We start from the raw sequence: 23472 nt of genomic DNA, 5'->3' as shown, positions 1-23472 counted from the left end.
AACGGCTTCATTTTCAGTAGTTTACTTAGATTAAGTATATGAATAGATATCACAATTAGTTCACTAAGCAGTATGTTCAGTTGTGAGAAACATACGTTTGTATTTAGGTGTATATACTTCATTTTTTAAGGAAGAAATACTAGCAATCCACACAACTGATATGTATAAATCATACAATACTAAGGTTATTTCAGACTGAAGCCTGTCCATTTCGTAAAAGTAAGGTTTGGTGTGCATGAGCACAAGAAGGAGATCAAGTATTGTTTGTAGGGAGGAGTCCGTACATGTCACAAGCGAATATTCCTAACATTTCACCCCAGATTACGATTACTCGTGACGATGCCATCAATTTAGTTCTTGCGTCGATAGCACTAGAAGAGTTAGGGCTAGGGCACATCGTTAATGCAGAAGCAGAGAAGATTCAGTATGCTCTTGGCACCCTGCCAGGACTGAGTCAGACAGCAAGCATTAGCGACATTTTGCAAATTAATTCGAGTGTTAGGGAAATGATGCAAGTTGTTATTGCTAAAGAACTGGTGCTGGAAGCAAAGCTGAAGAGGGTTATGGAATCTGAAGTTTCAACTGGACCAACGGGTGCAACAGGCTCTACAGGAGCGACGGGGATTGGCGTAACAGGCCCTGCAGGTGCTACTGGTGTGACAGGAGCGACTGGAGGGGCAGGTGCTACAGGAGCAACAGGAGCGACGGGTGCGACAGGACCGACAGGGGCAACAGGAGCGAGCGGCGCGGACGGCGCGGTTGGTGCTACTGGGCCGGTAGGCGTTACAGGCGGGACAGGAGCGACAGGTGCAGACGGAGCAGCTGGACCTGCAGGAGCCACGGGCCCGACAGGGGATACCGGACCAGACGGTCCCGCAGGAGCCGCAGGACCGAGTGGAGTAGTCGGTGCAGACGGAGCCGCTGGTCCCGACGGTCCGACAGGAGCGACAGGTTTAACAGGACCATGCCCACCTGATTGTCCGCCAGGCCCAACAGGTCCAACGGGTCCTGATGGGGTCGGAGCTACGGGTGCAACTGGTGCTACCGGTGAGGCAGGGGCGACGGGTGAAACCGGCGTAACAGGATTTACCGGGGCGACGGGAGTGACCGGTATCCTCATCACGGTTAACAATGCAAACTTTGTAACAGAGGGAACACAGACGGTTGCTGACGGTGCACCACTCATTTTAAACACGAATCATACTGTTAATGGGACGTTAATTACACACACACCGCTCACTTCGACGATCACGTTAGAACCGAACCACACGTACTTTGTTGATTATGAGACGCAAGCTACTACGGCCGGTACTACAGCAGCGGCCACACTTCGATTTAACGGTGTTAATGTCGTGAATACGACCGCCAGTTATGATACCTCTGCGGGAGTGCCTGTCGAATTGTCCTCCCATACCATTATTCAAACGGGAGGTACCCCAGGAACGTTAGAAATTATTAATACCTCAGGGGTAGCGACTGATTTCTCAAACGTATCGATTTCGGTCATTGCATTGCAATAGTGCTGAATATCCTCATTTTTTTCAGTATCTCCTATGTCTTGGACACTGGGAGGATGATAAGGAGTGAACCTTAGATGTCACAGGCGAACATTCCCAATATTACACCTACTATTCTAATTTCAAGAGACGAGGTTATCCCTTTACTGCTTTCTTCAATCGCGATAGAGGAGCTAGGAATTAGTCATATTTTGAGTGCTGAAGGAGAGAAGCTTCAGTATTTGCTTGGCACATTGCCTGGTATAAGCGGTGCGGCCACGATTAGTGATCTGCTTAACTTAAACACAAGCATAAGCGGCAACCTTAAAACGCTGCTTAAAAATGAAATGTTATTAGCGATGAAGCTGGATGGATTATTACAGCAGGATGTGTCCAGAGGTGCAACAGGACCGGCAGGTGCAACAGGAGCAACGGGGCCGACCGGCGCAACGGGAGAACTAGGAGCAACAGGCCCTACAGGTCCTGCTGGAGCCGCAGGCTCGACCGGAGCGACGGGAGATACCGGGGGAGTGGGGCCTACAGGACCAACAGGCCCCACGGCTCCTACGGGTGCAACGGGTGCGACGGGGCAAACGGGAATATCAGGTGCAACGGGTAGTACAGGAGCCACCGGAGCGACAGGTGCAACCGGCGCAACGGGAAGTGTTGGCCCTGCTGGGGCAACGGGGGATACAGGACCGACAGGCGCAACAGGAGATACTGGAGCGACGGGCGCAACAGGGGCGACAGGACTGGACGGACCAATTGGTCCTACCGGCACATGCCCAACGGGATGTCCAACTGGAGCGACAGGAGCAACAGGCGATCCAGGCGCAACGGGCCCGACAGGAGCAACTGGTGTAAGCGGATCGACGGGCGCGACCGGTCTAACCGGGGCGACGGGTGCAACAGGTATAACAGGAGCAGCTGCACTTGCGACAGCCGATTTTGCCAGCATCGTGACCGTGGGTGATGCAGGTCCACAAGGTTTTCTGACGTTAGATACGAATCGACTGTTGAGTGGAACGCTTATTACACACACTCCTGGCTCGGATACGATAGAGCTTGCGGGTGGACATACGTACTATATTGCAGCTCAAGTAGACGTAGATGATAATGCTCCTGCCGGTGGTCTTGACGCTATTCTCGAGTTTAATGGAATAGCTGTGCTTACTATATTTATGAGCAATCCAGCAGGCGATTTTGTAACGATAAAGGGCAGCGTTATTGTAGATGCACCTGCAGGCGGACCATCCACAATTAGACTATTTTCGAGATCAGACAACAATCAGAATGTGAATATAAGTATATTTGCACTCAATTAAAATAAGGACAGTCAGGCAAGGGAGTGAAAACTATGTCACAGGCAAACATCCCTAACATTACGCCGAGTATTACAGTTACATTAAATGATTCACTCAATTTATTAATTGCATCTGTTGCATTAGAAGAACTAGGCATTAGTCATATTATCAATGCGGAAGCTGAGAAGCTTCAATATGTGTTGGGTACAATACCGGGATTAACGATCCCTGCCACAATTAGCGAACTGCTTGCCGTCAACAGCAGTGTCAAACAAACCATTATAGATGCGCTTAAAGTTGAAATGACGTTGGATTCGAAGCTGGAGCAAATCATTAATACACCTTTAAAAGGTCCTACCGGTGCAACGGGTGCTGTCGGAGCGGATGGTGTAACGGGCAGCACGGGCGGCACTGGAGCCACAGGTGCTGTAGGTGCAACGGGTGTAAGTGGCCCAGATGGAACGACAGGTCCTGTTGGTCCCGATGGAGTAACCGGTGTATCAGGTCCTCCAGGTATTACGGGGGTAACGGGAGTAACTGGCTCTACCGGAGCACCAGGTCCTGACGGAGGAGCTGGGCAAACAGGGCCTACAGGACCAACCGGGGCCCAGGGAGCTGTGGGACCCACCGGGGCGACAGGGGTTATAGGCCCGCAAGGCAGCACAGGTTTGCCAGGCGCAACCGGTGTTAGCGGAAATACAGGGCCAATTGGAGCAACGGGAGCTACAGGCGAGTGTCCTTGCGTTACAGGTCCGACGGGCCCGACAGGTGGCAGTATTACAGGTCCAACGGGCGCGACGGGAGCTACCGGCGCAACCGGTGCTATCGGCGCAACAGGTGCGACGGGAGAGACAGGGCCAACGGGTGAAACCGGCGTCCAAATTACGACGAACAATGCTTTTTTTAGAACGGTTGATTCTGTCCTCGTTACACCTGGAAGTGCAATTCCGTTAGCGGAGAATTTCACGTTAAATGGTACAGAGATTACGCATACACCAGGCTCAACAGACGTACTGCTCGCTCCTGATCAAACTTACTATATTGCATATCGTACAAAAGCAGAGCTGCCAACAGCGGGTACAATTACTGCGCATGTAGGACTGGAGCTAAATGGCACACTCATTCCTGGAACGGAGTCACAGATGCAATCATTGCCTGGCGCTCCGCAAGCCATAACCTCGCTCATATCAAATACGATCATTAATACGGCAAGCGGCGCACCAAGCGTATTAACGCTAGTGAACATGGAAGCAGTAGATCGTGCGTTCGATCAAACAACGATGACGATTATTAAGTTGGAGTAGCCTTTTATGTTGTTGATTTAACAAATGATAAAAAATGTGCAGTGTCAGATGAATACGTACTGTATATACGCTCTGTAAGTTATGTACTGTAAGTTACATCCTGTCGCAAGCAGTCGTATTCATTTGACACTCGCTTTAGCGGATTTAGGTGTAAGGGAAGGTGATTTCGGATGGCAAGTAGTGCAGATTTTGGGTGTTCTGGAGGATGTGGAGCTATACCTGTAAATGGGGCTCCCGCGATGCTGGCAACGATTGTTCAAAATGGATCGGCTATTAAGTTGCAAGGGCTCTCCAACATTACGCTTGCTCCAAGTACTACTTATTTTGCGGAATATAATGCAGAATTCAGTACACCAACTATAGGGAAGGTCGTATCCGCAGAGTTCCGCTTAAACAACGTACTTATTCCAGGTTCACAGGTGCTCTCTTTTCCAACAGCTATCCCTCCTGGACAAAATACGCCTGTAGCAAGTGCATCAGGCGGTGTTGTATTTAACACGCCGACTGTTCCAAATCCAAGCGTGCTGCAGCTCGTAGGGTTTCCGCCAGTGGGAGTTACAGGTGTTAACTTTAGCGGGGTAAATATCCGGATTACCGAAATATTAACTGCAGGGGCTTCATCAGTTACCGCCAACAACGCAGGTATTTATGGGTATGGCTATGTAGATGTGGGACATAATGAGCCGGTGCCATTCTTGAAGGCAGAAGTCGTTAATGGTGCAGGTATTGTTTTTAACAGTGATACGCCTACCTTTATTTCGTTAGCTCCCAATGTAACCTATTTTGCATCTTATAACTTTATTGAATGCCCGTGGGTGGATAACTTGCCTGTTCGCGTCCTGCTAACCTTAAATGATCAGCCGATGTATCAAAGCCTGTCCATAGCTCCACCGCTAGCGGATGGAGCACTGCGATCAGGCGGGGCGGGGTCAGCGGTTTTTAATACTGGCCCAGGCACAAATCAATTAAAGCTTATTAATACAAATCTCGAAGAAATCAAATTTGTTGCAGCAAATATTAACATTATGCAAATTGGATAACAGGGTGTACATTAAACGTAAACAAGCATCTATGTCAAAACAGGGGGTGATCGTAGCCCCCTTCCTACAAGAGTTTATCGTTCTGAAACGGATATGGGCGTACATATGCAAGCATGTTGCTTTCAAATCAAGCAGCATCATTAATAATTAATCTCATTAAAAATATAAAATTGTGATCTGTTCTGAGCCTGATGGTAAAGATACGGAGCTGCAACAGATGACCCTATTTTGAAACGGTGAATGAAATTCAAGGTTTAAAATGGATCAGCAATACAAAGTACAGGTAATAGGAGCTAATCAATAAGTATAACCCTAATATTAAAAAGTGAGGGATAACATTTCGTAAATTTGTCGAACCGCTTAATTTTGTTAATCTCATTAATAAAATCCCGAGAGCTGACGTTTGAAGGGAATATTTGTTTAGGCGCATAAGGAAACGATCATAATCCAGAGGCAAAAGTAGAAGCGGAATTTGTCTATTCTTAAATGGACTAATTTATATTTTTTCTACTAGGGGTGGACAAGGCTGCGAAGCTGCGTTACCCTATAAACAGGTGAATAATACCAGAAAGATGTATGGGTATTTACAGCGTCAATCGTACACGATGTTAAGAAAAAGGGCTATGTAGAGCCTATTTTCTGTTTGTGATGATGAGACTTTTTTCTTATTTTGAGAATGGAAGGGACATGTGGTTCGGGCATGGTTGAGGTCCTTTAATAAGGAGCTCTTTTGTATGAATTTTAGGCGAAAAAGGCTTAGAATCAGGAGCGTTTAACAAGAGAGGTTATCAGGTGATGACCACAATGTCGGAACAAAAGCAAGTACAATATCGACAAATTTATGAATAATTTTATAGTCGAACTTCGCACGCATTTGTGTTAGTCTGTAATCGATAAGTAAGTTATTCGCCTAAATATAAATTATAGTAAACCATATTGTTAAATACCTAGATTAACGTATATAATACGTCATACATCGAATCATTTATAAGCTTATCGAATGTCGATTCTTGGAGTCTATATTCTTAACCATATTTTATTTAATTTATGTTAAGGAGGTGAACAAGACGGCTTCCCAGAAGCAACGCTCGACAAGAATTTAATAGGGTCTCTGACCAATTGCCCCATTAGGGTCAGGGACATGGACATTTTCCACAGCCGCAGCTATTTGTGAATTCCTCAAGAAACATTACACCTATCTAACAACACATCACACTTATGTTTCTACTCAGTTACTCATTCAGACACTTTTGTCAGGCGCTTTTTAAACGTCTCCCAACTTCATACAGCAACGAACTCCTACTTTTCTGCGGAGATGTTTGCAAGCTCATCCTGAAATTTTTCAATTGGTTGTTTCAAAAACGCCAGAATATTTCATTATTAGGGGAGAGTCTACGTGAACGTGAATCCTAACAGATTGTTTCCTTTGACGCAAGCACAACGCAGAATATGGTACATGGAAATGATGCATCCGAATACGTCTGCTTCTACTGTCGCCGGAACGTTATACATACGGGGCCAGGTCAACCTGGAAGTGTTAAAACAAGCCGTTTATTTGGTTATTAAGCAGCACGATGCTTTCCGTATTCAAATCAAGTCGGAAGACAACCAGCCTATGCAATGGTTTAGGCCTGAAGAAGAGATTATTCCTGAAATTGAGTATATGGAATGGGACAATTCCGCTGAGGCTGAGGCTTGGCTAGAGCAATTTAACCTTGTTCCCACTAGCATTTTTGATGCTAAATTATATCATACCGTCATTTTTAACATTAACAACGAAGAACATTGGTTTAACCTCAAGATCAATCATATTATTGCAGACGGTGTCTCTTCTCACCTTATAGCTAACAAAATTATGCAAAACTACACCGCAATAGCAAGCAATCAAAGCCTGCCAGATGATGTGAAAAGCACATATATGGATTATATATTTGCAGAACAGCAGTATGAGAAGTCGGAAAGGTATGAGAAAGACCGTGCATTTTGGCTCGATAAATTCCGCACGATGCCAGAAATGATGGGAATAAAGCCGTATCCACCTTTCTCGATTGGAATAGAGGCACAGCGGAGTAGTTACATCTCTGTGGCGGGAGAGCGTTACGAACAACTGAGACAATTTACTGAACAGCACAATATCAGTTTGTTTACTTTATTTTTAGGTGCGTTATATGCTGTTCTTTACAAAACATCAGGAAACGAAGACATTGCTATCGGTACAGCTTATGCGAACCGAACATCAAAGCAGGATAAAGATGCGCTTGGTATGTTTGTCAGTACAGTAGCCACTCGATTGTCCATCGACCCCGATCAAGATTTGATCACATTTCTACATATGGTTTCGAAAGAGCAGAAATCCATACTTCGTCACCAAAAATACCCTTATAACAAACTTATCCTCGATCTCCGCGAACAGTACAACAACATCGACATTCAGGATTTATATCGGATTTCTATAGATTACTTGCCAATTCACTGGACAAGCTATGGCGATTTATCCGTCCGTCAGCGGAGCAGCTTCTGCGGTCATGAGGTAGACGACTTTGCCGTACATATTGAGGATATGTTGGATGATCAGCAATTAATGATCAGCATTGATTACCGCATTCAATTGTTTGAAGAGCAAGAAATGATCCGGATTATGGAGCAGATGTTAACGATTGTGAAGCAGGTTATGCACAATTCGCAGCAAACTGTACGCCAACTGTCCATGCTTACTGAGGAAGAATCCAAACTCATTTTGACGCAATTTAATGAGCCGACTGCTGAATATCCGCGGGACAAGACGGTACATCAACTGTTTGAGGAGCAAGTGGAACAAACGCCAGACGAAATTGCGGTCGTATATGGGGAGCAGCATTTGACTTATCGCGAGTTAAATGCACGTGCGAATAGCCTGGCGCGAACGTTGCGGGCTCAAGGCGTAACACCGCAGCAACTTGTCGGTATTATGGCAGACCGTTCCTTGGAGATGATCGTTGGCATACTTGCCATTCTGAAGGCTGGCGGAGCTTACGTACCGATCGATCCTGAATATCCAGAGGAACGCATTCGGTACATGCTGGACGATTCCAATGCCCGTGTGTTGGTCAGCCAAAGTCACCTCTACAGTCGTGTCACGTTTACGGGGACTTGGGTTTGGATTGACGAGGAAAGCGCCTACCTTGAAGATAGTAGCAATTTGGCGTCTGTAAACGATTCCGATCACTTGTCTTATGTCATTTATACATCGGGAACTACTGGTAAACCAAAAGGAGTAATGATTGAGCACAAGCAGTTAGTTGCCTTGGCGAACGCTTGGAAGCGGGAATACCGTTTAAACGATGCGGGATTCAGATTGCTGCAATGGGCTAGCTTTTCATTTGATGTTTTTACTGGTGATATGGTTCGCACCCTGTTGTTTGGCGGGCAGCTTGTGCTCTGCCCGAATGAAGCGAGAGCAAACCCTGCTGCACTTTGTGAATTAATTGGAACACATCACATCCAACTGTTTGAATCAACACCGGCATTAGTGATCCCGCTGATGGAACACGTATATGAGAACAAAGTGGACATCAGCAGTCTGAAATTGTTAATTATCGGTTCGGATCATTGTCCGACAAGCGAGTTTCGTAAGCTGAACGAGCGTTTTGGCTCACAAATGCGCATTCTAAACAGCTACGGTGTAACCGAAGCGTGCGTGGATGCTTGTTATTATGAACAAACTGCTGCGAACGCGTTAACCGTATTACCAATTGGTAAGCCGATGCCTGCCATCACCATGTATATTTTGGATGGCAATCAGTCTTTGCAACCGATAGGTCTTGCTGGAGAGCTTTATATTGGTGGAGCAGGAGTCGGGCGCGGCTATTTGAATCAACCGGATCTTACAAGCGAGAAATTTGTGAATGATCCGTTTAATCCAGGATCGTTGATGTACCGCACTGGCGATCTGGCCAGATGGCTGCCTGATGGCAACATTGAATATTTAGGCCGCATAGACTATCAGGTCAAAATTAGAGGCTACCGGATTGAAATTGGAGAAATTGAAACACAATTGCTTAAACAGGCGCAGATTCGTGAAGCGGTAGTTGTTGCACGTGAGGATCGTGAAGGTCCGAAGGAGTTGTGTGCTTATTATGTAACAGACCAAGAGTTGACTGTACATGAGTTGCGTGAAGCTCTGGCTGAAGATCTTCCCGCGTATATGATTCCTTCGTATTTTGTGCGCATGGATCGTTTGCCGCTTACTCCAAATGGAAAAGTGGATCGTAAAGGTTTGCCTGCACCAGAAGGAGAGGCCCAAACCGGATCGGAATACGTTGCGCCTCGTACTGAAGCTGAGCACACACTAGTTAATGTTTGGCAAACTGTGCTTGGTGCACAGCGCGTCAGCGTGTTGGATCATTTTTTTGCACTTGGAGGCGACTCCATTAAATCAATACAGGTCGCTTCGCGCTTGCAGCAAGCGGGCTATAAGCTTGAAATTCGCGACTTATTCAAATATCCGACGATTGCCCAATTAGCGCCACATATGCAGTTGATCATAAGAAGAGCGGAACAGGGTGAAGTAAGCGGGTCGGTGGAGCTGACGCCGATTTTGCGTTGGTATTTCGGACAAAATGCTGTAAATATGCACCATTATAATCAATCCGTCATGTTGTATCGGGAAAATGGATTCGACGAAGCTGCATTACGCAAGTCACTTCATAAGCTAGTCGAGCATCACGATGCACTTCGCATGGTGTTCCGACGTCAAGCAGAAGGGGGCTACACAGCCTGGAATCGCAGCCTCCAAGAAGGCGAATTGTTTAAGTTGGACGTAGTCGATTATACAAGCGATGCGAATCTGGAACAGATGCTTGCGGCAAAGGTTGATGAAATACAGAGCAGTATCAATTTGGAGACAGGGCCGTTGGTACTCGGGGCATTATTTCATTGCTTGGATGGGGATCATTTGTTGATTGTCATTCACCATGCAGTCGTTGATGGTGTATCCTGGCGTATATTGCTGGAGGATCTTACTGATGGATATGAACAAGCTTTGCAGGGCGAGGTCATTCGTCTGTCGGATAAGACGGATTCTTTCCTCACTTGGTCCAAGCAGCTAGTCAAGTACGCTGACACTACAGATTTACAACAGGAGCAACAATACTGGAGAAATATTACACAATTGGACGTCCTGCCACTACCAACAGATACGTTGGAGGCACACGCTTTGCAGCGCGACAGCGAGTCCGTCACCGTTGCATGGAGCAAGGAACATACGGAGCAGCTCCTGAAACACGTTCATCGTGCTTATAATACACAGATGAATGATGTGTTATTGGCAGCACTAGGCTTGGCACTTCACAGATGGAGTGGTCATGAGCGTGTTCTCGTTAATTTAGAGGGACATGGTCGTGAATCTATTTTGCCAAACGTAGACATTACTCGGACAGTTGGTTGGTTCACAAGCGAATATCCCGTCGTGCTTGACATGCAGCGCGACACAACCCTTGGCAGCTGGATCAAACAAATAAAAGAAAACCTCAGACATGTTCCGAACAATGGTATTGGGTATGGCATTTGCCGCTACATGACTCAAGATGCGGTACCGCAAGAGGAATGGATAACGGCACCAGAGATTAGCTTTAACTATTTGGGCCAATTTGACCAAGATTTTCAACAAAACGGGTTGACTATGTCAACGTATTCCACTGGTCGTGATATTAGCGGTGAGCAAGCTCGTCCGTACCTGCTAGACATTAACGGCATGATAGCCGATGGCGTGTTGAAGTTTGATATTAGCTACGGCTCTACGCAATATAACCGCGATACTATAAATCGGTTAGCCGCGCTGTTTGATGAGAGTCTACAGGAAGTAATTGCGCATTGTACTGCAAAAGAGGAGACAGAACTAACGCCAAGTGATATTACCTTACAGCATATTAGCTTACACGAGCTTGAGCGTATGATCGAGCAGACAACAGACATTGGAGTAGTTGAAGATATTTATTCCTTAACGCCAATGCAAAAAGGGATGTGGTTCCATACTGCTTTGAATGAGCAGGTGGGAGCATATTTTGAGTTGACACGCTTTACGCTGCAAGGCGAACTTAACATCGGTGCCTTTGCTGACAGCTGGAATGCACTTACAGCTCGACATAGCGTATTACGTACGAACTTCCAACTTGGTTCCGATGGCGAACCTTTACAAGTTGTTTTTCAAAAGAAGCAGATTGGATTTACGTATGAAGATTTGCGTGCGATGGGACCATTGGTACAAACAGAATATATCGACAACATGATTGGGAGAGAAAGAACACGCGGCTTTGATCTGGCATGTGGCGAATTGATGCGTGTGACGGTTCTACGAACTGCAGAACATACTTATCAGGTGCTCTGGAGTTCTCATCATATTTTGATGGATGGCTGGTGCTTGCCGCTTGTGGCCAAAGAAGTGTTTGACACTTACGCCGCATACGTGTGGAACAAGCAACCTGTACTGAACACAGCTCCATCGTACAATCAGTATATCCGGTGGTTGGAACAGCAAAATGAAGTTGCGGCAGCAGCCTATTGGAACGACTATTTAGCAGGCTACGATGAGCCAGTAGCATTACCACAAGCCAAAGCATATGGTCAAAAGGAGACATATAAAGCGGGACAAGTCGTATGCCAACTTGGTAAAGACTTGAGCACAGCCGTAAATCAAGCTGCAACGCAGCATCAAGTGACGTTAAATACGCTGCTGCAAGCAGCTTGGGGCGTTCTTTTACAGAAGTATAACCGTTCGACGGATGTTGTGTTTGGTGGAGTAGTATCGGGTCGGCCGGCTGAACTGACCGGAATAGAAGAAATGATCGGATTGTTTATTAATACGATTCCGGTTCGTGTAAACTGCGAGGCTAACACTCCATTTACAACTGTGATGACAAAACTGCAAGAGCAGGCGCTAGCATCTGCAAAGCATGATTATTTCCCGTTGTATGAGATTCAGGCTCAAAGTACGCTCAAACAAGATATGATCAACCATATCATGGTATTTGAAAACTACCCGATGGAGCAAATGGAGCAGTTCGAAAGTCTGGATGGTAAAGGGCTTAAATTGACGGATGTGATGGTTTCAGAGCAGACCAACTATGATCTCAACCTGATCATCGTACCAGGTGACAATATTGCAATTCGTCTTGATTATAATGAGCACGCATTTGACCGTGCTGCGATGGAGTTGCTAAAAGGACATTTCATACATGTGCTAGAGCAGATTTCAGCGAGCCCACATGTGACGGTCAGTGAATTGGAGCTTGTGACACCAAGTGAAAAAGCAGAGATAATTAACGTGTTTAACGACACTGCTATTGCTTATGATCGGGAAAAAACGATCCATCAGCTTTTTGAAGAACGAGTTGAACAGAGGCCTGCTGCTATTGCAGCGAAGTTTGGAGATAAGCAGATTTCTTATGCTGAACTGAACGCAGCGGCTAATCAAATGGCTCACCGTCTGAGGAGCTGTGGAGTAGTTACGGGATCGCTAGTAGGGATATGCACAGAACGCTCCATTGAGATGCTGATCGGATTGCTTGCGATCCTCAAAGCAGGCGGGGCGTACGTGCCAATCGATCCGGCTTACCCACAAGAGCGGATCAACACCATGATAGAGGATACGGCTATTAAAGTATTACTGACGCAGACGCATCTTAAAGCCAGCTTGCCAACACATATCGACGTACTACTACTCGACCAAGAAGTAGAAGCCGCGACTGAGTATTTAGCGCAGCTCCATTTAACGAGTGATGTAACGGGCGATGATCTGGCCTATATCGTTTATACGTCTGGTTCAACGGGGACACCAAAAGGCGTATGTGTCACACACCGAGGGGTAGTGCGACTTGTCAGCGCTACAACTTATGTAGATATTAACGAGACGGATGTATTTTTACAAGGTTCTACCATCTCGTTTGATGCGGCTACTTTCGAAATATGGGGGAGCCTGCTGAATGGTGCGACCCTTGCCATCCTACCGGCGGGTGATTTGTCTCTCGCGGATTGGACAGAAGCAATCCGGACACATGGCGTAACCATATTGTGGTTGACAGCAGGGTTGTTCCAAGTCATGGTAGAGCATCAGTTAGAGGGGCTGCAAGGAATTAAGCAGTTATTGGTAGGCGGTGACGTAGTCTCCTCGCAACATGCAAGAAAGGTACTGGAGCTATACAATGAAATACGACTAATTAACGGGTATGGGCCTACGGAAAATACGACCTTTACATGCTGTCACGATATTACACTTGCCGATGTAGAGCGTGCCTCCATTCCAATTGGACGTCCAATTGGCAGAACTCAAGTATATGTGCTTGATGAGGCAGGCAAGCTTTTGCCAGCAGGGGTAATTGGCGAACTGTACACAGGCGGAGATGGTTTGGCGCGTGGCTATTTAAACCGACCTGAATGGACCGCGGATAAATTCGTAGAAGTACCATTTTTGCAAGGGGAAAGATTGTACCGGACAGGAGATCTAGCAAGATGGCTTTCTGACGGCACGATTGAATATATGGGCCGCAGCGATGAACAAGTTAAGATTAGAGGCTTCCGCATCGAGTTGGGCGAAGTTCTGACCCATCTGCTGCAAGTAGAGGCCGTACGTGAAGCAATTGCGGTGGCGGTTGAGGATACAAGTGGGCAAAAAGTGCTGTGCGCTTACTTCACAGCAGACGACAAGCTGGCATCTGCCGAGCTGAAAGCCGCTTTATCTGAACATTTGCCGTCTTATATGGTGCCCTCGCATTTTGTGCAAATAGATGAAATGCCACTTACACCAAATGGAAAAGTAGATCGAAAAGCTTTGCCATTGCCAGAAGCGGGACTTGTTACAAGTGAGCAAATCCAGCCACGTTCGCCACTAGAAGCTAAGCTAGCTCAGATATGGCAGGATGTGCTTGGACTAGAACGTATAGGTATGACAGATTCGTTCTTTGAACTTGGCGGACATTCGTTGCGGGCAACTACACTAGTGAGCAAGCTGCATCAAGAGATGAAGGTGATGATGCCGCTGCGGGATGTATTCCGCTACGCAACGATTGAAGAAATGGCCCAATATATTAGTGCGCTGGAGCATCAGGATTACAATTCAATTCCTCAGACAGAAACGCAGGACTGGTATCCTGTATCCTCTGCGCAGAAGAGACTCTTTATTTTGCAGCAAATGGAGGGTGCAGAACAAAGCTACAACATGCCTGCTGTGCTGGCTATGGACGGGAAACTGGATCGTGAGCAGCTTGCAGCTGCATTTCGTAAACTTATTCAACGACACGACACACTCCGTACAGGCTTCGAGATGATCGATGGGGAACCTGTGCAAAAAATTTATGAGCACGTTGCGTTTGAGGTGGATTACTGGCAGGTTGAAGAGGCGCAAGCCGAACATATTATTCGCCAATTCATTCGTACGTTTGCCCTGGATACGCCGCCGCTGCTGCGTGTAGGTTTAATTGAACTGGCCCATGATCGACATCTTCTGCTGTTTGATATGCATCATATTATATCGGATGGCGCATCGATAGGTATTTTGCTTGATGAGTTTGTGGCCTTGTACAGCGGAAAAGAGCTTGCACCACTGCGTATTCAATATAAAGATTATGCGGTATGGCAGCAGTCTATCCCTGTCCGGTCGCAGTTGGACGGACAAAGAGCTTACTGGCAGGAAGTGCTAAGTGGTGAACTGCCTGTCCTGCAATTGTCTACAGATTTTACGCGTCCGACATTCCGCAGCTACGAAGGTGACACCTACGAGTTTACAATTGGTGTGGAGAAACGAGATCAATTAAAGCAGCTGGCAGCTGAAACAGGTACAACTTTATACATGATTCTGATGGCGCTGTATACAGTCATGCTGCACAAATATACGAGTCAAGAAGATATTATCGTAGGGATGCCGATTGCGGGAAGGACGCATAATGATGTGCAGCCACTTATAGGTATGTTTGTGAATACACTTGCGATCCGCAATTATCCGGCGGGCGAGAAGACGTTCAGGTCTTACTTAGCAGAAGTTCAGCAGACAACGTTACAGGCATATGAACATCAGGACTATCCGTTTGAAGAATTGGTCGATAACATTCAAGTAACACGTGATGTTAGTCGAAATCCGGTGTTTGATACTGTCTTTGTCCTGCAAAATACAGAGCAGGGCGAGTGGGCCATTGATGGACTGCGTGTGACGCCGCAGTTAACAAAGCATCCCGTCGCCAAGTTTGATCTTACGCTGCAAGTGGAGGAAGGCAAAGCTGGGCTGGCATGCAGCATGGAGTATGCGACTGCGTTGTACAAGCAAGATACGATTGAACGTATGTCCCAACATTTCAGTCAACTCGTAGATGCTGTCCTCTTACAGCCAACTGCTCGATTAGATCAGCTAAACATGGTAACAGCACAAGAAAGGATACAATTGCTCCAAAGCTTCAACGACACTGACGCGGAGTACCCACGGGACTATACGATTCATCGTTTGTTTGAAGAGCAGGTTGAGCGTACTCCAGATGCGATCGCGTTAGTAGCTCCAGATGCAACGTTAACCTACAGAGCTTTAAACGAACAGGCGAATCGCCTGGCATGGAAACTGCGCGCACAAGGTGTACAGGCAGACGCCTTGGTTGGAATTATGGCAGAGCGCACCTCAAGCATGTTGATCGGGCTTCTTGCTATCCTAAAAGCGGGAGGAGCTTATGTTCCTATTGATCTCGATTATCCGGAAGATCGTGTGAGCTACATGCTTGAAGACTCGGGTACAGCGATCCTGTTATTGCCTCGTCATTTAAGAGACAAAGTTACGTATAACGGTACGATCATTTATTTGGATGAAGAAACATCCACTGCGGACATTGCTAATCTTCCAAATGTCAACCAATCGTCTGATCTCGCTTATGTGATCTATACATCGGGAACGACGGGTAAGCCAAAAGGAACTTTGATTGAGCATAAAAATGTCGTGCGGCTGTTGTTTAACAGCAAAAATCTGTTTGACTTTGGCCCGTCTGATACGTGGACGTTGTTCCATTCCTTCTGCTTTGATTTCTCGGTCTGGGAAATGTATGGGGCTTTGTTATACGGAGGCAAACTGATCATCGTTCCGCAGCTTACGGCTAAAAATCCAGCAGCATTTATGGAATTGCTTGCTGAGCAGCAAGTTACGATACTAAATCAGACGCCAACCTATTTCTATCAATTGCTACGAGAAGTATTGGCAGATGGCAGTCCAGAGCTGCGGATTCGACAAGTTATTTTTGGCGGCGAAGCGTTAAGTCCACAGTTGCTGCATGATTGGAGACAGAAATATCCGCGTACGCAATTGATTAATATGTATGGCATTACGGAGACAACGGTCCATGTTACCTACAAAGAAATTACCGAACTGGAGATTGAACAGGCTAAAAGTAATATCGGCTTCCCGATTCCTACATTAAAGATCTATGTACTTGACGCAAGTCGTCAATGTGTGCCTATAGGTGTGGCTGGTGAAATGTATGTAGCAGGGGATGGATTGGCACGGGGATATTTGCATCGTCCAGAGCTGACAGCTGACAGATTTGTGGACCACCCGTGGGAACCAGGCGCGAAGATGTATAAGACGGGCGACTTGGCCAGATGGCTGCCAGATGGCAACATCGAGTATTTGGGACGAATCGACCATCAGGTGAAGATTCGTGGTTATCGGATCGAACTTGGGGAAGTGGAGGCGCAGTTGTCCAAGCTCGACGCTGTGCGCGAAACAATCGTAATTGCTAGAGAAGATGTTGGCGGCGACAAACAATTGTGTGCTTACTTTGTAGCGGATCGACTGCTCACGGTAGGCGAACTCAGAAGTGAACTGGCAGAAGAACTGCCTGCATATATGATTCCGGCCTATTTTGTTCAGTTGGAGCGCATGCCACTCACCTCAAATGGGAAGGTAGATCGTAAAGCGCTGCCTGCACCTGAGGGAAGCATTAACACGGGCTCGCAATATATCGCACCACGTTCGACGCTGGAGGCACAGCTTGCGGATATTTGGCAAGAGGTGCTTGGCTTGGCAACTGTCGGCGTAAACGATAATTTCTTTGAAGTGGGCGGCCATTCCCTACGTGCAACAACATTAATTAATAAAGTTCACGAGCGACTGCATGTTCATCTTCCGCTGCGCGAAGTATTCCGCCTTCCTACGATTGAGGCGCAGGCAGCAGCCATTGCGGAATTGAGTGAGGAAGCAACATCTTATGCTGCGATTCCAGTTACGGAAGTGAAACCTTATTATCCGGTTTCTTCTGCTCAAAAACGGTTGTATATTCTTCATCAACTTGAGGGAGCAGAGCAAGGCTATAATATGCCTGGTGTTATGCTGCTTGAAGGACCGCTTGATCGAGATCGCTTTGCTGCTGCCTTCCGCAAACTGATTGCACGTCATGATATTTTGCGTACCGGCTTTGAACTTGTACACGGTGAACCAAATCAGCGGGTCTATGATGAAGTTAAGTTTGAAGTGGACTACATGCAAGCTAACGAAGATCAAGTGCAGCAGCTATCCCGACAATTTATTCGTACGTTTGAACTGGAAAAGCCACCGTTGCTGCGACTCGGACTGATTGAACTTACAACAGAGCGCCATGTGCTGCTGTTTGATATGCACCACATTATTTCAGATGGCGTCTCCATGAGCATTGTGCTGCAAGAGTTCGCTTTACTGTACAAAGATGAGGCCGTTACACCACTCAAAATACAGTACAAGGATTATGCCGTCTGGCAGCAATCCCCTTCGCAGCAAGATCAGATGAAAGAGCAAGAAGCTTACTGGCTTCATGTATTCCGTGGCAATTTGCCTATTTTGGAATTACCGACAGACTATGCACGACAAAGTGTGCAAAAGTATGACGGACTGACGTATCCGTTCCGGATTAACCAAGATAGGAGTCAAGGGTTGCAGCAAATGGCCACGCAAACAGGAACTACCTTATATATGGTGCTGTTAGCTGCTTATACCATCTTGTTACACAAATACACGGGTCAAGAAGATATTGTGGTGGGGACTCCTATAGCAGGCAGAACACACGTGGATGTCCAGCCCCTTATCGGGATGTTCGTAAACACGTTAGCACTGCGTACGTACCCAGAGCGTCAGAAAACGTTCCTTTCCTATTTGAATGAGATCAGGGATATGACGTTAGGCGCTTACGAGCATCAAAATTATCCGTTTGAACAATTAGTAGAGAACTTGGATCTGACGCGGGATTTAAGTCGCAATCCATTGTTTGATACGATGTTTGCTTTGGACAATACGGATACGAGGGACTATTCGCTCGGCGAGCTGCGGATGAAACCATATCCGCAGGAATACACAGTATCCAAATTTGATCTTAGTTTGGACGTATCGTCAGACGAGCATGGCTTGGATTGCAGCATGGAGTATGCGACTGCTTTATTTAATGCAGACACGATTGAACGAATGGCGAAGCACTTCGATCAATTAATCGGAGCCATCCTTGCTAATCCTGAGTCGAAGCTGGATGAGCTCAGCATGCTGACGGCAGAAGAACAAGCAGCGGTCTTGTCGCTTTATGATACAGCCGCTACGTATCCATCAGGAGAGACCATTCATCACTTGTTTGAACAACAGGCAGCGCGTACGCCAGATCAGGTGGCTGTTGTATACGAGCAAGAGCAGCTCACGTATCGCGAGTTAAATGAACGTACGAATCGACTGGCGAGGCTGTTGCGTCATGAAGGGCTCTGTCCCGATCAGCTTGTTGGTATTATGGCGGATCGTTCGCTTGACATGATTGTGGGTACGTTAGCCGTGTTAAAGGCTGGCGGCGCGTATGTTCCAATCGATCCGGAATATCCTGAAGATCGTATTCGCTATATGCTCGAGGATGCGAATGCTCAAATCCTCCTAACCCAAAGCCATTTGAAGAACAAAGTATCGCATGCAGGCACTTGGATTATGATCGATCAGCCTGAATTTTATGACGATGACAGCTCTAATCTGGAGCTGGTAAATGTGGCAACGGATCTGTGTTATGTCATTTATACGTCCGGCACAACAGGGAATCCAAAAGGAGTCATGATCGAGCACAGACAGCTAGTTGCGATGTCGAGTGCATGGAAGAAGGAATATGACTTGCAGCAGCCAGGCATTCGATGGCTGCAATGGGCGAGCTACTCATTTGACGTATTTTCTGGTGATATGGCTCGTGCACTGCTACATGGTGGTGAGCTTGTCATTTGTCCTACAGAGGCACGCGCAAATCCGGCTCACATATGCGAGCTAATTGCCAAGCATCAGATTCAGATGTTTGAGTCAACGCCTGCGTTAGTTATTCCGCTAATGGAGCACGTATATGAGCGCCAGCAAGATGTTAGTAGTCTTAATCTGTTGATTATAGGCTCAGATATTTGCCCGCCGCAGGAATTCCAGACGCTGCTCGATCGGTTTGGGGCGCAGATGCGGATCGTCAACAGTTATGGGGTTACAGAAGCGTGTGTTGATGCTTGTTATTATGAGACTCCATCAACGGTCTCCTTACGAGCACTGCCAATAGGCAAGCCACTTCCTGCTGTGAGAATGTATATTCTGGATGCCAAGCAAGCTATTTTGCCACTTGGCCTCACGGGAGAATTGTACATCGGCGGAGCAAGTGTTGGACGTGGCTACTTGAACCGACCAGAGCTTACAGCTGAGAAGTTTGTGGAAGATCCATTCCGGCCAGGGGAGCGTATGTACAGAACTGGTGATTTGGCGAAATGGCTGCCAGACGGCAACGTGGAATTAATCGGTCGGATGGATCATCAAGTTAAAATTCGTGGATATCGTATTGAAATAGGTGAAGTGGAGACGCATCTTCTGCGTGTGGCAGAGGTGCGAGAAGCTGTCGTCGTTGCCCGAGATGATGAGAACGGCCGTAAAATGCTCTGCGCCTATTACACATCTGGTCAAGTGCTGTCGACGGGTGAGCTCAGGGACGCATTGGGACAAGAGCTTCCCGGCTATATGATTCCAGCACATTTTGTACAGCTTGATCGTATGCCGTTGACACCTAATGGCAAGATCGATCGCAAAGGTTTGCCGGCGCCAGAAGGCGGAGTATTTTCCGGTATGGAGTACGCCGCGCCTCGAACGGCTGCCGAGCAAGTATTGGCGAGCGTGTGGCAGACGGTATTAAATACGGAACGTGTCGGGATCATGGATCATTTCTTCGAACTTGGCGGTGACTCTATCAAGTCGATTCAAGTGTCCTCCCGATTGCATCAAGCGGGTTACAAGCTCGAAATACGAGATTTATTCAAATTCCCGACAATTGCACAATTAAGTCCTCATCTGCAATTGCTTGCCAGAATAGCTGATCAAGGTGAGGTTTCTGGGGAAGCAGAGCTGACTCCGATTCAACGCTGGTACTTTGAGTTGGAACTCGCTGACCCGCATCATTACAACCAATCGATCATGCTGTATCGTGCAGACGGATTTAATGAGGCTGCACTGCGCAAGTCACTTGTACAGCTCGTGGAGCATCATGATGCTTTACGTCTCGTATTCCGTAAGACGGAGCAAGGATACGTCGTATGGAATCGATCTGTCAGTGAAGGAGAGATGTACAGTTTCACTGTGGAGGATGTTACAGGTGAGGCTCATGTGGAACAAGCAATTGAAGCACGAGCAAATGAGATTCAAGCAAGTATGGATTTAGAGACAGGGCCGTTGGTGAAGGCAGCATTGTTCCGCTGCGTGCAAGGGCAGCATTTGTTCATTACGATTCACCATGCAGTTATTGACGGCGTATCATGGCGTATTCTGTTGGAAGATATTGCACAAGGCTATGAACAAGCATGCAAAGGTGAAGAGATTCGTTTGCCAGCCAAGACCGATTCCTATCTGGTCTGGTCCAAGCAGCTAGTCTCATATGCAGCAAGTGAGGCGTTTAACAAGGAACGTGTTCACTGGGAACAGCTTGTTCACACTGCTGCTGCCGCACTTCCACTTCCTAAAGACTTTGAAGCTGAACATCATTTACAGGAGGACAGTGAATCCGTGGTCGTAGAATGGAATTCACTGGAGACAGAGCAGCTATTAAAGCAGGTTCACCGGCCATACAATACGGATGTGAACGACATTTTACTGACGGCGTTGGGCTTGGCGCTTCGACAATGGAGCGGGCTGGAACGTGTGTTAGTTAATCTGGAAGGTCATGGGCGCGAACCGATCGTACCTGATATCGATGTTTCGAGAACTGTTGGCTGGTTTACGAGCGAGTATCCTGTACTGCTGGAACTGGAGTCAGATCGAAGTCTATCCTATCACATCCGAAAGGTGAAGGAAGATTTGCGTCAGATTCCGAATAAAGGGATCGGTTACGGCATTTGCCGATATTTAGCGGGACCTGATTCGAATCATAAAGCAGGCATAACATGGGGTGTTACTCCTGAAGTCAGCTTTAACTATTTGGGACAATTTGATCAGGATTTGCAAAACAATGGGTTCGAGCTTTCCTCTTATGCGAGTGGTCATCAAATAAGTGGAAAGCAGGCTCGTCCATACTCACTTGATATTAATGGTGCGATTACCAATGGTGTGCTTACTTTTGATCTGAGCTACAGCAAGCATGAATATCGCAAAGAGACGATTGAAAGGCTGGCCCGCTATTTACAAATGAGTTTGCAGCAAATCATTACCCATTGTTTGTCACAACCTCATGTGGAATTGACGCCTAGCGATGTTCTGCTGCAAGGGCTGAGCATGGCGGACATGGAGCAGATTCTCAATGATACAAAACAGATCGGCGAGATCGAAAATATGTACATGTTGACGCCAATGCAAAAAGGAATGTGGTTCCACAGTGTCATAGACGGCCAAGCAAGTGCTTATTTTGAGCAGACACGATTTACGCTTGAAGGTGAGCTAGACGTGGACGTGTTCAGCAATAGTTTACAAGCGCTGGCCGCTCGACATTCTGTCTTGCGTACAAACTTCTACAGTTGGCACGGAGAACCTATACAAGTGGTATATCGAGACAGAACGATTGAATTTACACACAAGGATATGCGCGCAATGCCATCAGCCGAGCAATTGCTTCATATGGAAGAGATGGTAGCTAGTGATAAGCAGCGTGGCTTTAATCTGGAGCAGGATGCACTTGTGCGTGTCACGCTAGTACAATTAAGCGCTACAAAATCTCATGTACTGTGGAGCTCCCATCACATTTTAATGGATGGCTGGTGCCTGCCGCAGTTGACAGAAGAATTGTTTGACACCTATTCGCGCTTCTTGAAACAGCAAGATCGTCCAGCAGCTAGCGCAGAAAGTAATCTGTCACCTTACAGTCACTATATTGAATGGTTGGCGCAGCAAAATGCAGAAACGGCAGCACAATATTGGGATAACTACTTGGCTGGCTATGATCAGCAGACAATTGTACCACGCGGCAGCACGACGGATCGCAGCGGAGTACCTTACGTATTGGCGCATGCCACTGCTAACTTGAGCGTCGAATTGAGCGCGCGTATGCAGCGTGTGGCGAAGCAGCATCAAGTTACTTTAAATACACTTGTACAAGCGGCATGGGGCGTCCTGTTACAAAAATACAATGGTACAGAAGATGTTGTGTTTGGAAGTGTTGTATCGGGCAGACCAGCAGAAATTGCTGGCATTGAATCGATGATTGGGTTGTTTATTAACACAATTCCAGTTCGTGTTTGCTGCGAAGCAGGTACAGTGTTTGCTGAGGTGATACGGCATTTGCAAGAGCAAGCGTTGGAGTCTGCTCGATATGACTATTACCCGCTGTATGAGATTCAAGCCAGAAGCACGCAAAAGCAGGATCTTATTAACCATATTATGGTGTTTGAAAATTATCCGGTTGATGAGCGAATGGAACAAGCAAACGATGATAAAGACAGCTTGTCAATTACAGACGTACAGGTTGCAGAGCAGACCAACTATGATTTCAATCTGATGATTGTCCCTGGTGAAACCCTGATTGTTCGGTTTGATTACAACAGTCAGGTTTATGAAGCCGCAAGTATGGAACGGTTGCAAAGCCATTTGCTGCATGTGCTTGAACAGGTCACAGCTAATCCACGCATTGCCGTAGGTGAACTAGAGTTGGCGACCGCTGAGGAGAAGGCGGAGCTGATGAACTCGTTTAACGATACGGCGGCTGATTACCCGCAGCATCAGACGATACATCGGATGTTTGAAGAACAGACAGCGCAAACTCCGGATGCCGTCGCGGTGATGTTCGAGGAAGCGTCGCTAACTTATCAAGCGCTGAATGAACAAGCGAATCGCCTAGCTCGGACGCTGCGGAAAATAGGCGTGGTGCCAGACCAAATCGTCGGCGTGATGGCG

General features: G+C 46.9%; 5 protein-coding genes. All 5 read left to right on the top strand.

Annotation, left to right across the window (positions count from 1 at the left end; genetic code table 11):
- Positions 1–284 precede the first annotated feature (284 nt).
- Positions 285–1520 carry an alpha-helical endospore appendage domain-containing protein gene (locus tag H509_RS26030; RefSeq protein ID WP_036698198.1) on the top strand — a complete coding sequence of 412 codons (1236 nt, stop codon included), beginning with the start codon at positions 285–287 and terminating at the stop codon, positions 1518–1520.
- Between the two features lie 74 nt (positions 1521–1594).
- Positions 1595–2821 (top strand): alpha-helical endospore appendage domain-containing protein, encoded by a 1227-nt coding sequence (locus H509_RS27795; RefSeq protein ID WP_036698195.1) that lies wholly within the window; start codon positions 1595–1597, stop codon positions 2819–2821.
- A 32-nt stretch (positions 2822–2853) separates the two neighbouring features.
- Positions 2854–4104: an alpha-helical endospore appendage domain-containing protein gene (locus H509_RS26910; protein ID WP_281169759.1), complete on the top strand. Its 1251-nt coding sequence runs from the start codon at positions 2854–2856 to the stop codon at positions 4102–4104.
- Between the two features lie 170 nt (positions 4105–4274).
- A complete protein-coding gene (locus tag H509_RS0119550) occupies positions 4275–5144 on the top strand; it encodes a hypothetical protein (protein ID WP_028546573.1) in 870 nt (289 codons plus the stop codon).
- Between the two features lie 1396 nt (positions 5145–6540).
- Positions 6541–23472 (top strand): non-ribosomal peptide synthase/polyketide synthase (locus tag H509_RS26020; protein ID WP_211234360.1); only part of this gene is annotated, 16932 nt, incomplete at its 3' end.

The sequence above is a fragment of the Paenibacillus taiwanensis DSM 18679 genome (assembly GCF_000425125.1).
Lineage (GTDB): Bacteria > Bacillota > Bacilli > Paenibacillales > Paenibacillaceae > Paenibacillus_B > Paenibacillus_B taiwanensis.
The sequence above is the reverse complement of the archived record's forward strand: the minus strand, read 5'-3'. Positions and strand labels throughout refer to the sequence as shown.